This window comes from Bacillus sp. C-3-6 (assembly GCF_054509685.1).
Window position 1 is genome coordinate 247501 of sequence record NZ_CM137247.1, and the last position, 15000, is coordinate 262500.

Annotated in this window: 13 protein-coding genes, 2 tRNA genes, 2 rRNA genes and 2 riboswitches (2 of these 19 cut by a window edge); of the genes, 14 read left to right on the forward strand and 3 right to left on the reverse strand. The window is 38.5% G+C overall.

Annotation, left to right across the window (positions count from 1 at the left end; translation table 11 throughout):
- From ACW0JX_RS01440 to tsaD, 8 genes are all read left to right on the forward strand, one after another.
- Positions 1-1127: ribosomal RNA gene (locus tag ACW0JX_RS01440) — 23S ribosomal RNA — on the forward strand (it extends 1795 nt beyond the left edge of the window).
- Between the two features lie 49 nt (positions 1128-1176).
- A 5S ribosomal RNA gene (gene rrf / locus ACW0JX_RS01445) occupies positions 1177-1292 on the forward strand.
- 12 nt (positions 1293-1304) lie between these two features.
- Positions 1305-1381, forward strand: a tRNA-Met gene (locus ACW0JX_RS01450).
- A 3-nt stretch (positions 1382-1384) separates the two neighbouring features.
- Positions 1385-1460: transfer RNA gene (locus ACW0JX_RS01455), tRNA-Asp, on the forward strand.
- Between the two features lie 174 nt (positions 1461-1634).
- A complete protein-coding gene (gene tsaE / locus ACW0JX_RS01460) occupies positions 1635-2108 on the forward strand; it encodes a tRNA (adenosine(37)-N6)-threonylcarbamoyltransferase complex ATPase subunit type 1 TsaE (protein ID WP_089170296.1) in 474 nt (157 codons plus the stop codon).
- The gene (tsaB, locus tag ACW0JX_RS01465; RefSeq protein ID WP_000865770.1) at positions 2089-2781 is read left to right on the forward strand and encodes a tRNA (adenosine(37)-N6)-threonylcarbamoyltransferase complex dimerization subunit type 1 TsaB; all 693 of its coding nucleotides are present in this window, start codon (positions 2089-2091) and stop codon (positions 2779-2781) included. The genes tsaE and tsaB overlap by 20 nt, the downstream gene beginning before the upstream one ends.
- Before the next feature lie 14 nt (positions 2782-2795).
- Complete coding sequence (gene rimI / locus ACW0JX_RS01470; RefSeq protein ID WP_000367207.1) at positions 2796-3239, forward strand: ribosomal protein S18-alanine N-acetyltransferase; 444 nt, start codon at positions 2796-2798, stop codon at positions 3237-3239.
- Entirely contained in the window at positions 3239-4255 is a 1017-nt protein-coding gene (tsaD, locus tag ACW0JX_RS01475) for a tRNA (adenosine(37)-N6)-threonylcarbamoyltransferase complex transferase subunit TsaD (RefSeq protein WP_065229655.1), read from the forward strand. Before rimI ends, tsaD begins: the two co-directional genes overlap by 1 nt.
- Positions 4256-4741: 486 nt before the next feature.
- Here tsaD and ACW0JX_RS01480 read toward each other — a convergent pair whose 3' ends face one another.
- On the reverse strand, positions 4742-6676 hold the full coding sequence (locus ACW0JX_RS01480; protein WP_217989926.1) for an ABC-F family ATP-binding cassette domain-containing protein: 1935 nt from the start codon (positions 6674-6676) through the stop codon (positions 4742-4744).
- 186 nt (positions 6677-6862) lie between these two features.
- On the opposite strand from ACW0JX_RS01480, the gene ACW0JX_RS01485 reads away from it, so the two are divergent.
- Positions 6863-7492, forward strand: a complete 630-nt coding sequence (locus ACW0JX_RS01485) for a redox-sensing transcriptional repressor Rex (protein WP_000372699.1) — start codon at positions 6863-6865, stop codon at positions 7490-7492.
- Positions 7493-7521: 29 nt separating this feature from the next.
- Here the strand turns inward: ACW0JX_RS01485 and ACW0JX_RS01490 are convergent, their stop codons facing one another.
- Positions 7522-7713 (reverse strand): YdiK family protein, encoded by a 192-nt coding sequence (locus ACW0JX_RS01490; protein WP_001246204.1) that lies wholly within the window; start codon positions 7711-7713, stop codon positions 7522-7524.
- Entirely contained in the window at positions 7710-8459 is a 750-nt protein-coding gene (locus ACW0JX_RS01495) for a CPBP family intramembrane glutamic endopeptidase (protein ID WP_064531572.1), read from the reverse strand. The genes ACW0JX_RS01490 and ACW0JX_RS01495 overlap by 4 nt, the downstream gene beginning before the upstream one ends.
- 390 nt (positions 8460-8849) lie before the next feature.
- Between ACW0JX_RS01495 and groES the strand changes: the two genes are divergently transcribed.
- The 5 genes from groES to ACW0JX_RS01520 form a co-directional block, all read left to right on the forward strand.
- Complete coding sequence (gene groES / locus ACW0JX_RS01500) at positions 8850-9134, forward strand: co-chaperone GroES (protein ID WP_000917311.1); 285 nt, start codon at positions 8850-8852, stop codon at positions 9132-9134.
- Positions 9135-9172: 38 nt separating this feature from the next.
- The gene (gene groL / locus ACW0JX_RS01505) at positions 9173-10807 is read left to right on the forward strand and encodes a chaperonin GroEL (protein ID WP_001029992.1); all 1635 of its coding nucleotides are present in this window, start codon (positions 9173-9175) and stop codon (positions 10805-10807) included.
- A 130-nt stretch (positions 10808-10937) separates the two neighbouring features.
- A riboswitch (purine riboswitch) is annotated at positions 10938-11039 on the forward strand.
- 164 nt (positions 11040-11203) lie between these two features.
- Positions 11204-12742 carry a glutamine-hydrolyzing GMP synthase gene (gene guaA, locus ACW0JX_RS01510; protein WP_146632278.1) on the forward strand — a complete coding sequence of 513 codons (1539 nt, stop codon included), beginning with the start codon at positions 11204-11206 and terminating at the stop codon, positions 12740-12742.
- Positions 12743-12897: 155 nt separating this feature from the next.
- Positions 12898-12999: riboswitch (purine riboswitch) on the forward strand.
- Positions 13000-13128: 129 nt separating this feature from the next.
- Positions 13129-14454, forward strand: a complete 1326-nt coding sequence (locus tag ACW0JX_RS01515) for an NCS2 family permease (RefSeq protein ID WP_000833096.1) — start codon at positions 13129-13131, stop codon at positions 14452-14454.
- A 143-nt stretch (positions 14455-14597) separates the two neighbouring features.
- A protein-coding gene (locus tag ACW0JX_RS01520) for a response regulator transcription factor (RefSeq protein WP_000929891.1) crosses the window boundary here: on the forward strand, positions 14598-15000 show its 5' portion. The gene runs 299 nt beyond the window's last position; only the first 403 of its 702 coding nucleotides appear in the window; it begins with the start codon at positions 14598-14600; its stop codon lies off the right edge, out of view.

Here is a 15000-nt window from a genome sequence, read left to right on the forward strand (position 1 = left end):
ACTGTTTAGCAAAAACACAGCTCTCTGCGAAGCCGTAAGGCGAAGTATAGGGGGTGACACCTGCCCGGTGCTGGAAGGTTAAGGAGAGGGGTTAGCGTAAGCGAAGCTCTGAACTGAAGCCCCAGTAAACGGCGGCCGTAACTATAACGGTCCTAAGGTAGCGAAATTCCTTGTCGGGTAAGTTCCGACCCGCACGAAAGGTGTAACGATTTGGGCACTGTCTCAACCAGAGACTCGGTGAAATTATAGTACCTGTGAAGATGCAGGTTACCCGCGACAGGACGGAAAGACCCCGTGGAGCTTTACTGTAGCCTGATATTGAATTTTGGTACAGTTTGTACAGGATAGGCGGGAGCCATTGAAACCGGAGCGCTAGCTTCGGTGGAGGCGCTGGTGGGATACCGCCCTGACTGTATTGAAATTCTAACCTACGGGTCTTATCGACCCGGGAGACAGTGTCAGGTGGGCAGTTTGACTGGGGCGGTCGCCTCCTAAAGTGTAACGGAGGCGCCCAAAGGTTCCCTCAGAATGGTTGGAAATCATTCGTAGAGTGCAAAGGCATAAGGGAGCTTGACTGCGAGACCTACAAGTCGAGCAGGGACGAAAGTCGGGCTTAGTGATCCGGTGGTTCCGCATGGAAGGGCCATCGCTCAACGGATAAAAGCTACCCCGGGGATAACAGGCTTATCTCCCCCAAGAGTCCACATCGACGGGGAGGTTTGGCACCTCGATGTCGGCTCATCGCATCCTGGGGCTGTAGTCGGTCCCAAGGGTTGGGCTGTTCGCCCATTAAAGCGGTACGCGAGCTGGGTTCAGAACGTCGTGAGACAGTTCGGTCCCTATCCGTCGTGGGCGTAGGAAATTTGAGAGGAGCTGTCCTTAGTACGAGAGGACCGGGATGGACGCACCGCTGGTGTACCAGTTGTTCTGCCAAGGGCATAGCTGGGTAGCTATGTGCGGAAGGGATAAGTGCTGAAAGCATCTAAGCATGAAGCCCCCCTCAAGATGAGATTTCCCATAGCGTAAGCTAGTAAGATCCCTGAAAGATGATCAGGTTGATAGGTTCGAGGTGGAAGCATGGTGACATGTGGAGCTGACGAATACTAATAGATCGAGGACTTAACCATATAATATGTAGCAAATGTTATCTAGTTTTGAAGGAATATGCCTTCATAGTTTGGTGATGATGGCAGAGAGGTCACACCCGTTCCCATACCGAACACGGAAGTTAAGCTCTCTAGCGCCGATGGTAGTTGGGACCTTGTCCCTGTGAGAGTAGGACGTCGCCAAGCTATTTATATCATCGCGGGGTGGAGCAGTACGGTAGCTCGTCGGGCTCATAACCCGAAGGTCGCAGGTTCAAATCCTGTCCCCGCAACCAAATGGTCCCGTGGTGTAGTGGTTAACATGCCTGCCTGTCACGCAGGAGATCGCCGGTTCGACCCCGGTCGGGACCGCCATTTTATATAAAGAAAAGAACGAAACAAGTTGTTTCGTATTTTTTTATTTGTTTTAACAAAAAACTAATAAAGACAGTCAAACTATCCTTAGGACAAATCCTAAGGACTTTTTTATATATTCAAAACCTGTATAATAAAGAGCAGAGAACATTGTGAGTAAAGTAGGTGAAGTCTGTGAGAAAATATGAAGTAACAACAAAATCTTCTGAGGAAACACAAAGATTATCAGAAAAACTAGGTGAACTCGTAGAAGCGCAAGATGTAATTATTTTAGAAGGAGATCTTGGAGCTGGTAAGACGACTTTTACAAAGGGACTAGCAAAAGGTCTTGGAGTGAAAAGAGTTGTAAATAGTCCTACCTTTAATATTATTAAAGAATATAAAGGAAGATTACCGCTATATCATATGGACGTGTATCGCTTAGCAGAAAGCGAAGAGGACTTAGGCTTTGATGAGTATTTCTACGGTGAAGGAATTACGGTAGTGGAATGGGCTCATTTAATAGAAGCATATTTACCGAATGAAAAGTTACAAATTAGTTTATTCCATGCGGGAGATGACGCAAGAAAAATTATACTCGAGCCAATTGGAGATCGCTATATTAGATTATGTGAGGAGCTATTACAAGATGAAAGTACTAGCAATTGATACTTCAAATTACGTAATGGGTGTATCCCTTATTGAGGAAGGAAACGTGATTGGGGAAATTATTACAAATTTGACGAAAAACCATTCTGTACGTCTTATGCCAGCTGTAGAGCAACTGTTAAAAGAATGTGGTGTAAAACCGAAGGAATTAACTAAAATCGTAGTAGCTGCTGGACCTGGATCATATACAGGTGTTCGCATAGGCGTGACAGCGGCAAAAACATTAGCTTGGTCACTTCAAATACCAATTGTAGGTGTATCAAGTTTAGAGGTAGTAGCTGCAAACGGTGCTAACTTTAATGGATTAATTTGTCCTTTATTTGATGGAAGACGTGGGCAAATCTATACTGGATTATATACATATGAAGGAGAGCAGTTAACTTCAATAGAAGAAGACCGAATTATTCTTATTGTGGACTGGTTGCAAATGTTAAAAGATAAAGGACAGCCTGTTTTATTTATCGGTAATGATGTTAAATTGCATAAAGAAATAATTATAGAACATTTAGGTGATCAAGCTGTATTCGCTCCTTTTACTAAAAATAATCCAAGACCAAGTGAGCTAGCATTCTTAGGGTTACAAAAAGAAGAACAAGATGTGCATACGTTTGTTCCGAGCTATCTTCGTTTAGCTGAAGCTGAAACAAAGTGGTTAGAAAGTCAAAACAAGTAGGGGCCTTGCAGAAGATGGATATGATATTTAGAAAGATGGAACTTGATGATATTGCTCAAATTGTAGCTATTGAAGAAGTGTCTTTTTCAACTCCTTGGACTGCAGATGCCTTTCACCGTGAATTAACGATGAATGAACATGCACATTATATTGTGTTAGAAAAAGATGGTCGTGTAATCGGATATTGTGGATTGTGGATAATTATTGATGAATCACATATAACAAATATAGCTATTTTGCCAGAATACCGAGGTCAAAAATTAGGAGATGCCTTATTGAAAGCAGTTATTTCAGAAGCGAAAGAACTAGGGGTAAAAACAATGACGCTTGAAGTACGTGTATCAAATGAAGTAGCAAAGCAGTTGTACAAAAAATATGGATTTCAAAATGGTGGAATTCGTAAACGATACTATGCAGACAATCAGGAAGATGGTCTTGTAATGTGGGTGAATATATAATGGAAAAAAATACGATTATACTTGGGATTGAAACAAGCTGTGATGAAACAGCGGTAGCGGTTGTTAAAAATGGAACGGAAATTATTGCGAATGTCGTTGCATCACAAATCGAAAGTCATAAACGTTTTGGCGGGGTTGTACCAGAGATTGCATCCCGTCATCATGTAGAAGAAATTACAGTTGTGTTAGAAGAAGCTTTAAAAGAAGCAAACATCACATTTGATGATATTGATGCAATTGCTGTAACAGAAGGGCCTGGTTTAGTAGGAGCACTTCTAATTGGGGTAAATGCAGCGAAGGCAGTAGCTTTTGCACATGATATTCCGCTAGTCGGTGTTCATCATATTGCTGGTCATATTTATGCGAACCGTTTAGTAAAAGAAGTTCAATTCCCGCTATTATCACTTGTTGTATCTGGTGGGCATACAGAACTTGTTTATATGAAAGAACATGGTTCATTTGAAGTAATTGGTGAAACGCGAGATGATGCAGCTGGAGAAGCGTATGATAAAGTAGCTCGTACGTTATCTATGCCATATCCAGGTGGTCCTCATATTGATCGTCTTGCACATGAAGGAGAACCAACAATTGATTTGCCTCGTGCATGGCTAGAACCGGATTCATATGATTTTAGCTTTAGTGGATTGAAATCAGCAGTTATCAACACTGTGCATAACGCGAAACAACGTGGTATAGAAATTAAACCAGAAGATTTAGCGGCAAGTTTCCAAGAAAGTGTAATAGATGTACTTGTAACGAAAGCAGCTCGTGCAGCAGAGGCTTATAATGTAAAGCAATTACTTCTTGCTGGTGGAGTAGCTGCTAATAAAGGACTTCGTGCGCGATTAGAAGAAGAATTTGCACAAAAAGAAAACATTGAACTAATTATTCCACCGCTATCTTTATGCACAGATAATGCAGCAATGATTGCAGCGGCAGGGACAATTGCGTATGAACAAGGCAAGCGTGCAACGTTAGCCTTAAATGCGAATCCAGGATTAGATATTGAAGCATAGTTATGCACATAATTAACCACAGCTTGTGGATAAAACCCATATTATCTGTTGATAATGTGGGTTTTGTTGTGTATATAAAGTGTTGATATCTTTTTTGTTAGTTGTGGGTAATGTGGAAAAGTTGTTTTGATAGCTATTTTATAAAGGTGGATATGTGTATAAGTTTGTGGATAAACTAGATGAAGTCTGACCTTTGAATATATTGTTTTTTGGGAAATAAAAAGTAAGAAGATATCCCTGAAAAACATTTTGAAATATCCTTCTATTATAGAGGGTGCTGATGTTGTCAATCCTTGTCGGTAAATCGATATTTCGTGTCGAATCGTTTATATATATATAGGGTTACGATAGATGTATTTGAAAAATGGTTGATATATTCCGAGTTACCATTGATATATTCAAAAAATTATTTATGTACTTAAAGAAAAAAGATGTCACATAGTCAAAAATCATGACTGATGAGACATCTTCCTTATTTAAATACTCTTATACATGTAGCTCTTCCCACTCTGCCATACACGTTTCAAGTTGTTCTTGTAGCGTTTGTTTTTTAGTTGTAATTTCACTCGCTTTTTCATAATCTGCATATATTTCTGGTAAGCAAAGTTGATCTTCTAACGTAGCAATTTCTTCTTCTAAGTTTACGATGTTTTGTTCTAGTTCTTCAATTTTTCGAGTGCGTTGACGTTCTAATTGTTTACGCTCTTTTTCTTCGAGATAATTTAATTTTTCTTGAGCTACAGTTTTTTGAACAGGTGCCTGATTTTCTTGCTGTTCTTGTTGTTCAAATGCTGCGCGTTCAATCATTTCATTTTTCTTCTCCACATAGTAATCGTAATCCCCTAAATATTCCTGTGCACCTTCTGTTGATAACTCAACCACAGTCGTTGTTACACGGTTAATAAAGTAGCGGTCATGTGAGACAAATAGAAGAGTCCCTGGATAATCAATTAAAGCATTCTCTAAAATCTCTTTACTATTTAAATCAAGGTGGTTCGTAGGCTCATCCAGAATTAATAAATTTGACTTTTGCATCATAAGTTTCGCAAGAGCTAATCGAGCTTTTTGTCCACCACTAAGGGAAGATACTGGTTTCAGTACATCATCTCCTGTAAATAAAAAGTTCCCGAGTATAGTACGGATTTCTTTTTCAGGTTGCAGTGGATATTCATCCCATAGTTCATTTAAAACCCGTTTAGAAGATGTTAAGTTTGCTTGTTCTTGATCATAATAACCAACAGATACATTTGATCCGAAAGAAACATCGCCATTTAATAGTGGTAACTTATTCACAATAGATTTTAATAATGTGGATTTCCCAATTCCGTTTGGACCAACTAAAGCAACACTATCTCCGCGAGTTAAGCGCATAGTTACGTTTTCAATTATAGGGTCCTCATCATAGCCAATGGTTGCATCCTTTACTTGTAAAACATCATTTCCACTTTGCTTTTCAATATCGAAGTGGAATGATGCTGACTTAGAATCCCCTAATGGTCTCGTTAATAATTCCATTCTGTCTAGTTGTTTACGGCGACTTTGAGCACGTTTCGTTGTAGAGGCGCGAGCTATATTCTTTTGAACGAAGTCCTCAAGTTTTGCGATTTCATCTTGTTGTTTTTCGTAACGTTTCATTTCTTGCTCATATAATGCTGATTTTAAGTCTAAATATTTACTGTAGTTACCAACAAATCGTCTGCTTTCTTTATTCGAAATTTCATATACTTGTGTAACGAGTTTGTCTAAGAAATAACGGTCATGTGAAACGATTAATATTGCGCCAGGATAACCTTGTAAATATTGCTCAAGCCATGTTAATGTTTCGATGTCTAAATGGTTTGTAGGCTCGTCCAAAATAAGTAAGTCTGGTTTTGTTAATAATAATTTCCCAAGAGCTAATCTTGTTTTTTGCCCACCGCTTAAAGTAGAAATCGTCGTCTGGTGCGTTTCAACTGGGAAGCCAAGGCCGCTTAAAATGGAGCGAATATCCGCTTCATATTGATATCCACCTTGATCTTTATAATTGAGTTGCAATTGGTCATAATCAGCTAACAATCTTTCATATATAGCTTCGTTTGAAAAGTTTTCTTCTTTTCCCATTTCTTGCTCAAGCCTTCGAAGTTTTGTCTCCATTTGCTGTAAGTGGGTAAAGACGGTTAGCATTTCATCCCAAATTGTTAAAGACGTTTCTAGGCCGGTATTTTGAGCTAAATACCCGATTGAGACATCTTTCGGTTTTATAATTTCGCCACCATCATGTGATAACTCACCAGCGATAATTTTTAATAATGTAGATTTTCCAGCTCCATTCCTTCCAACTAATGCGATACGATCTTTTGTTTGTACTTCCAATTTTATGTTTGCAAGAATTGTTTCTGCACCGTATAATTTCGAAAGTCCATTTACTTGTAATAAAATCAATGTTTTCACCTCAAATAATTTCTTAACTTTGCCATGTTTATATTTCTCAATCATACTAAAAATAGTGTATAGTTTAAAATAAGAGAGAATACTTCTTCTCTTTATTATACAAGGAATTTAATGAGTGCTAAACTTCTGTATTTGATTAAAGTATATGAATAAAGATAGGAAGAGAGGAGAGGTTATATGGATCAGCAAAAGATTCCACAAGCCACTGCTAAAAGATTGCCTCTATACTATCGATTTATCCAAAACTTATCTCTTTCTGGTAAGCAGCGTGTTTCATCGGCCGAATTGAGTGAAGCGGTAAAAGTAGATTCCGCAACAATACGAAGAGATTTTTCGTATTTTGGAGCGTTAGGGAAAAAGGGATATGGATATAACGTAAATTATTTATTATCATTTTTCCGCGAAACACTTGATCAAGATGATATAACGCGTGTAGCACTTATTGGAGTAGGTAATTTAGGGACCGCTTTCTTACATTATAATTTCACGAAAAACAATAATACAAAAATTGAAATGGCATTTGATGTTAGTGAAGAGAAAGTTGGAACAGAAATCGGGGGCATTCCTGTATACCATTTAGATGAATTAGAAGAGAGATTATCAAATGATATACAAGTGGCAATATTAACAGTACCGGCTACAGTAGCACAAGCTGTAGCAGATAGATTAGCTGAAACGAGCGTGCATGGTATTTTGAATTTCACACCAGCACGATTAAACGTATCAGAGAATATTAGAATTCATCATATTGATTTAGCTGTAGAGTTACAAACATTAGTTTACTTTTTGAAAAACTATCCACAATAAAACGCAGAGGAAGCGACCTCTGCGTTTTATTATTGTTTCTTCTTTGTGAATTTAACTAATATAAGGCGAAGTGCCAAATTAAAATCAATTGTTGCCATAACTGCAAATAGTATTGTCCACACATTCCAGATTGTATCTGTTACGTTCGTAATGGCGAAGCGTGTAAAGATACATCCAAGAAGGAAGTATAGTGCAGCCATGAACAATGGTGAGTTTCTCATACAAAAAATCCTCCGATAAAGCCTTGCATTTTTTCAGCTTCTTTAATCATTTCTTGAATTTGCTCATTGCTCATAAAAATTTGCCCAATAGCGACTAATGTATTCATCGCAACATGAGCTGCAATCGGAACGATAATACGCTTCGTCTTCACATATAAGAAGGCGAATACGAGCCCCATAGCAGTGTATACCAATAAGTGAGTAAAATCAAAATGGATTGCTGCAAATACAAGCGAACTAATGATAGCTGCAATAAAGAAGTTAAACTTCTTATAAAGTGTACCAAATAAAATTTTTCTAAATACGATTTCTTCCAAGATAGGTCCGATTATAGATACGACAATAAGGAACCAAGGTGTCGTTCTTGCAATTTCCATCAGTTTCATTGTATTTTCTGAACCTTGTTTAATTCCTAGCAGCTGCATCTCGATCATACCGGCAACTATTTGTGAAAAGAAAGCCAAGAAGAAGCCGATGAAAATCCATCCAATAGTAGCTGGAACAGAAGAGCGCATTGCATCTAAATGCCTGTCACGAATGTCTGTTCTAAGTAACCAAAGTACGATACATAATGCAACAAAGAAGCTAATAATTGCCCAGTGTCCCGTTATGATTTGTCCTTTTTCCTCCATGGTAAATCCTCTATTATCATAGAGTCCTGTTTTTAGGAGAAGTGGTAATCCAACAATTCCAGATAACTGCATTAAAATGTATGTAACGATAATCCACCAGTATTGTTTCTTCAAATAGTTTAACCATCCTTTCTAACTCTAGTGTATGAGATGAGGTAGGATAACATGTAAATATGTTATCTACGATATAAACTTTCATTCGAATTATGATTTTTTTGTAAATCCGTATTTGAAATTAAAGTAGGAGACAGGAAAAAGTTGTACGTTTAGCGAAAACAACTTAGGGTGTCTTTCATATTGTAACATACGAGTAGGGGAAACAACGATTCATATAGTAAAGGCAGTATTCTATATAGAAAGTTTATATAGTAATTTGCGAAAAAATTATGATTTTTTTACTTGCAAAAGAAATTGAGATTATTTATTATTATAAGTGTGTTAGCACTCGGATGACTTGAGTGCTAATAAATAAAATTTACATACAAAATGAGGAGGTTATTGTTCATGCTAAAGCCATTAGGTGATCGCGTTGTAATTGAGCTTGTTCAAGCAGAAGAAAAAACAGCAAGTGGTATTGTATTACCAGATACTGCAAAAGAAAAACCACAAGAGGGTAAAGTTGTTGCAGTAGGTACTGGTCGAGTGCTTGAAAATGGTGAGCGTGTTGCTTTAGAGGTAGCAGCAGGTGATCTTATCATCTTCTCAAAATATGCAGGTACTGAAGTGAAATATGAAGGTACAGACTACTTGATTTTACGTGAAAGTGACATTTTAGCAGTTATCGGTTAATTATATAAATCTTAAAAAATCCAAGGGGGTCAATTATTATGGCAAAAGATATTAAATTTAGTGAAGAAGCACGTCGTTCGATGCTTCGCGGTGTCGACACTCTTGCAAACGCAGTAAAAGTAACACTTGGACCAAAAGGTCGTAACGTTGTACTTGAGAAAAAATTTGGTTCACCACTTATTACAAATGATGGTGTAACAATCGCAAAAGAAATCGAATTAGAAGATGCATTCGAAAACATGGGTGCGAAATTAGTAGCAGAAGTTGCTAGCAAAACAAATGATGTAGCTGGTGACGGAACAACAACTGCAACTGTATTAGCGCAAGCTATGATTCGTGAAGGTCTTAAAAACGTAACAGCTGGTGCTAACCCAATGGGTCTTCGTAAAGGTATCGAAAAAGCTGTTACTGCTGCAATTGAAGAATTAAAAACGATTTCTAAACCAATCGAAGGCAAATCTTCTATCGCACAAGTAGCTGCTATTTCTGCAGCTGACGAAGAAGTAGGTCAATTAATCGCTGAAGCAATGGAGCGCGTTGGTAACGACGGCGTTATTACTTTAGAAGAGTCTAAAGGATTCACAACAGAATTAGACGTAGTAGAAGGTATGCAATTTGATCGTGGATATGCATCCCCTTACATGATTACTGATTCTGATAAAATGGAAGCAGTTCTTGATAACCCATACATCTTAATTACTGACAAAAAGATTTCTAACATTCAAGAAATCTTACCAGTATTAGAGCAAGTGGTACAACAAGGTAAACCACTTCTTATCATTGCTGAAGATGTAGAAGGCGAAGCTTTAGCTACATTAGTAGTGAACAAACTTCGTGGTACATTCAATGTAGTAGCTGTTAAAGCTCCTGGATTTGGTGACCGTCGTAAAGCAATGCTAGAAGATATCGCAATCTTAACTGGTGGCGAAGTAATCACTGAAGAATTAGGTCGTGACTTAAAATCTGCTACAGTTGAATCTTTAGGACGCGCTGGTAAAGTTGTTGTTACAAAAGAAAACACAACTGTAGTTGAAGGTATTGGAAATACAGAGCAAATCGCAGCTCGCATCGGTCAAATTCGTGCGCAATTAGAAGAAACAACTTCTGAATTCGATCGTGAAAAATTACAAGAGCGTCTTGCGAAACTTGCAGGTGGCGTAGCAGTAATTAAAGTCGGTGCAGCAACTGAAACTGAGTTAAAAGAGCGCAAACTTCGCATTGAAGATGCACTTAACTCAACTCGTGCAGCAGTAGAAGAAGGTATCGTTGCAGGTGGTGGTACTTCACTTATGAACGTATACACGAAAGTAGCTTCTATCGTAGCTGAAGGCGACGAAGCAACAGGTATCAACATCGTACTTCGTGCACTAGAAGAGCCAGTTCGTCAAATCGCAATCAACGCTGGTCTAGAAGGATCTGTAGTTGTAGAGCGTCTAAAAGGCGAAAAAGTAGGCGTTGGTTTCAACGCAGCTACTGGCGAATGGGTTAACATGCTTGAGTCTGGTATCGTAGATCCAGCTAAAGTAACTCGTTCTGCACTTCAAAACGCAGCATCTGTTGCAGCTATGTTCTTAACAACTGAAGCTGTAGTAGCTGACAAGCCAGAACCAAATGCACCAGCAATGCCTGACATGGGCGGCATGGGCATGGGCGGTATGGGCGGAATGATGTAATTCCGTTTGCCCTAAAAAACATCCATTTCTATATAGAAATGGATGTTTTTTAGAAAAGGAAATGAATTTCTGTAGAATTTTGTCGCTTTCTCTCTTGACCATATAGATACTTCATTGTTAGAATCTAGGAAGATAATATAAAACGATCCTTCATATATCCTCAATGATATGGTTTGAGAGTCTCTACCGGGTTACCGTAAACAACCTGACTATGAAGGCAGTGTGTCTTATATTTATAAAGAGCGGAGACTATCTTTCTTTATAAAGCCAGACCCCTGCCTTTTCTTTGTTATGAGACTAGAGGCGGAGGACTGGCTTTTTTTATTATATTAGTAATGCTTTTCGCCAAATTGGTGAAAATATTTATATACGAGAACTAACGTTGGGGTGATTATTTTGAAGAAGCAACACGATACAATTATCGTTTTAGATTTTGGAAGTCAATACAATCAGTTAATAGCACGTCGAATTCGTGAGTTCGGTGTATACAGTGAACTTCATCCACATACAATTACTGCAGAAGAAATTAAAGCAATGAATCCAAAAGGGATTATTTTCTCTGGTGGACCAAATAGCGTATACGGTGAAGGTGCATTACATTGTGATGAAAAAATCTTTGAACTAGATTTACCGATCTTTGGTATTTGTTACGGTATGCAGCTTATGACACAACACTTCGGTGGTAAAGTAGAGCGTGCAAATCACCGTGAGTATGGAAAAGCTGTTCTTAAAGTAGAGAACGAATCAAAATTATATGCGAACCTTCCAGAAGAGCAAGTTGTATGGATGAGCCATGGTGACTTAGTAACTGGTTTACCTGAAGGATTCGTAGTAGACGCAACAAGTGAGTCTTGCCCAATTGCTGGTATGAGCAATGAAGCGAAAAACTTATACGGTGTACAATTCCACCCAGAAGTACGTCACTCTGAGCACGGTAACGATTTAATTAAAAACTTCGTATTCGGCGTATGTGGTTGTTCTGAAGGATGGAACATGGAGAACTTTATCGAAGTAGAATTAGAAAAGATTCGTGAAACTGTTGGAGACAAAAAAGTACTATGTGCACTTAGTGGCGGCGTAGACTCTTCTGTTGTAGCAGTATTAATTCATAAAGCAATCGGCGATCAGTTAACATGTATTTTCGTTGACCACGGTTTACTTCGTAAGGGTGAAGCAGAAGGCGTTATGAAAACATTTAGCGAAGGCTTCCATATGAACGTTATTAAAGTGGATGCACAAGAACGCTTCATGAATAAGTTAAAAGGTGTAGAAGATCCAGAACAAAAACGTAAAATCATCGGTAACGAATTCATTTACGTATTTGATGATGAAGCATCTAAATTACAAGGTATGGACTTCTTAGCACAAGGTACACTTTACACAGATATCGTTGAAAGTGGTACAGCAACTGCGCAAACAATTAAATCTCACCATAACGTTGGTGGACTTCCAGAAGACATGCAGTTCAAATTAATTGAGCCTTTAAATACGTTATTTAAAGATGAAGTACGTGTATTAGGATCTGAACTAGGAATTCCTGATGAAATCGTATGGCGTCAACCATTCCCAGGTCCTGGTCTTGGTATTCGTGTATTAGGTGAAATCACAGAAGAGAAATTAGAAATCGTTCGTGAATCTGATGCGATTTTACGTGAAGAAATTATTAAAGCGGGATTAGACCGTGAAATTTGGCAATACTTCACTGCACTTCCTGGCATGCGTAGCGTAGGTGTTATGGGTGACGAGCGTACTTACGATTACACAGTAGGTATCCGTGCAGTAACATCTATTGACGGTATGACAGCTGACTGGGCACGTATCCCTTGGGACGTACTAGAGAAAATCTCTGTTCGTATCGTAAACGAAGTAAAACACGTTAACCGTATCGTGTATGATGTAACGAGTAAGCCACCAGCAACTATTGAGTGGGAATAGTATTGTAATAAAAAGGATCCATCTATCATTCATGAATAGATGGATCTTTTTGTTTTTATTGTTAATACGAACAAAAATATAAAAAATTATAAAAATGTTCGCTTTTAAATTGACAAAAATACATTCAAGAGTTAATATGAGTATGTAATTCAAACGAAAAGTGAATATTATGCCGTCGTATAATATCGGGGATATGGCCCGAAAGTTTCTACCTAGCTACCGTAAATGGCTTGACTACGAGGCGTTTGTATAAAGATGAGGGGAAACTTGTCTTTGTTTATAGAACGCTTCCATGTATATATGCAATGGAAGCCTTTTTTATTTCTCGGGATAAAAGAGGGCTAGGGGAAATACGGCGAGTAATCATATAACGGGGGAAACGTAGGATGAAACGCTATTTTCAATTTGATGAGCTCGGTACGAATTATAAGACTGAGTTCATAGCGGGGTTAACAACATTTCTATCTATGGCTTACGTACTGTTTGTCAATCCTGCTACGCTGTCGCTTGGAAATGTTAAAGGGTTACCAGCAGGTACAGGGATGGATCCAGGTGCAGTATTCGTTGCTACGGCATTAGCGGCAGCAATCGGTTCGTTAATTATGGGTATTTTCGCGAAGTATCCAATTGCTTTAGCGCCAGGTATGGGAATTAACGCGTTCTTTGCTTATACAGCAGTGTTAACGATGGGTATTCCGTGGCAAACGGCCATTGCCGGAACATTAATGTCAGGTATTATCTTTATTATTCTTACTGCTTCAGGTATTCGTGAAAAAATCATTAATGCAATTCCATCGGAGTTAAAGTTTGCAGTAGCAGCAGGTATCGGATTGTTCATTGCATTCCTTGGATTCCAAAATGCTGGAATTATCGTGAAAAATGATGCTGTTCTTGTTGGGTTGGGGGACTTAACAAAGGGCACAACGTTACTAGCAATCTTCGGGGTTGTTACGACAATCATCTTCATGATTAAGAAAGTTAATGGTGCAGTATTTTACGGTATGATTCTTACAGCGATCTTAGGAGTGGCAACAGGATTAATTGATACTCCGAAAGCTGTAGTGGGAGCAATACCGAGTCTAGAACCAACGTTCGGCGTGGCGTTAACGCACTTCGGAGATATTTTTACAGTTCAAATGGGGATTGTTATTATAACGTTCTTCTTTATCGATTTCTTTGATACAGCAGGTACGCTTGTAGCGGTTGCGAATCAAGCTGGATTAATGAAGAACAATAAATTACCACGTGCAGGAAAAGCATTATTTGCAGATGCGATTGCGACTGTAATTGGTGCAATCTTGGGTACATCAACAACAACGTCTTACATTGAATCGTCTGCAGGGGTAGCAGCGGGAGGACGTTCTGGATTTACAGCAGTTGTAACAGCAGGATTCTTCTTACTGGCACTATTCTTCTCGCCATTACTAAGTGTTGTAACGCCAGCTGTAACGGCACCAGCTTTAATTATTGTAGGAATCTTGATGGTTTCTTCTTTAGGGGAAATTGATTGGAAGAAATTCGAGATTGCAGTGCCAGCATTCTTTACAATTATCTCTATGCCACTTACGTATAGTATCGCAACTGGGATTGCGATTGGATTTATCTTCTATCCAATTACAATGGTTGTGAGTGGTCGTCGTAAAGAGGTTCATCCGATTATGTATGTTATGGGAGTTTTATTCGTACTATATTTCATCTACGTTCGTAAATAAAAGGGGTTTTTAAAGGTCTAGACTTAAGGGGAGTCTAGACCTTTTTTGCGTCTTCAGAAAAAATTAAGGATTTCCGAGCGTTTTTCTTCAGAAGTTTTCCTATAATAGAAGTTAGGGATTAAAAAAGTAATGGGGGAGATATTGTGGCACACGAAACAATACTTGTCGTAGATGATGAAAAAGAAATTCGGAATTTAATTACAATCTATTTAAAGAATGAAGGATATAAAGTATTACAAGCGGGGGACGGAGAAGAAGGGCTACGTTTACTGGAAGAAAATGAAGTGCATCTAGTCGTATTAGATATTATGATGCCGAAAGTAGATGGTATTCATATGTGTATGAAAGTAAGAGAATCGAAAGAGATGCCTATTATTATGCTTTCTGCGAAAACGCAAGATATGGATAAGATTTTAGGATTAACAACAGGAGCAGATGATTACGTAACGAAGCCCTTTAATCCATTAGAGTTAATTGCACGAATTAAATCTCAGTTACGCCGTTATATGAAAATGAATGGTTTTGCTATTCAAAATGAGGACGAGC

Bases quoted from the DNA above. Each gene is read 5' to 3' on its own strand.
- tsaB (WP_000865770.1), top strand. From the start codon at position 2,089: ATGAAAGTACTAGCAATTGATACTTCAAATTACGTAATGGGTGTATCC.
- rimI (WP_000367207.1), top strand. From the start codon at position 2,796: ATGGATATGATATTTAGAAAGATGGAACTTGATGATATTGCTCAAATT.
- tsaD (WP_065229655.1), top strand. From the start codon at position 3,239: ATGGAAAAAAATACGATTATACTTGGGATTGAAACAAGCTGTGATGAA.
- ACW0JX_RS01485 (WP_000372699.1), top strand. From the start codon at position 6,863: ATGGATCAGCAAAAGATTCCACAAGCCACTGCTAAAAGATTGCCTCTA.
- ACW0JX_RS01490 (WP_001246204.1), bottom strand. From the start codon at position 7,713: ATGAGAAACTCACCATTGTTCATGGCTGCACTATACTTCCTTCTTGGA.
- groES (WP_000917311.1), top strand. From the start codon at position 8,850: ATGCTAAAGCCATTAGGTGATCGCGTTGTAATTGAGCTTGTTCAAGCA.
- groL (WP_001029992.1), top strand. From the start codon at position 9,173: ATGGCAAAAGATATTAAATTTAGTGAAGAAGCACGTCGTTCGATGCTT.
- ACW0JX_RS01515 (WP_000833096.1), top strand. From the start codon at position 13,129: ATGAAACGCTATTTTCAATTTGATGAGCTCGGTACGAATTATAAGACT.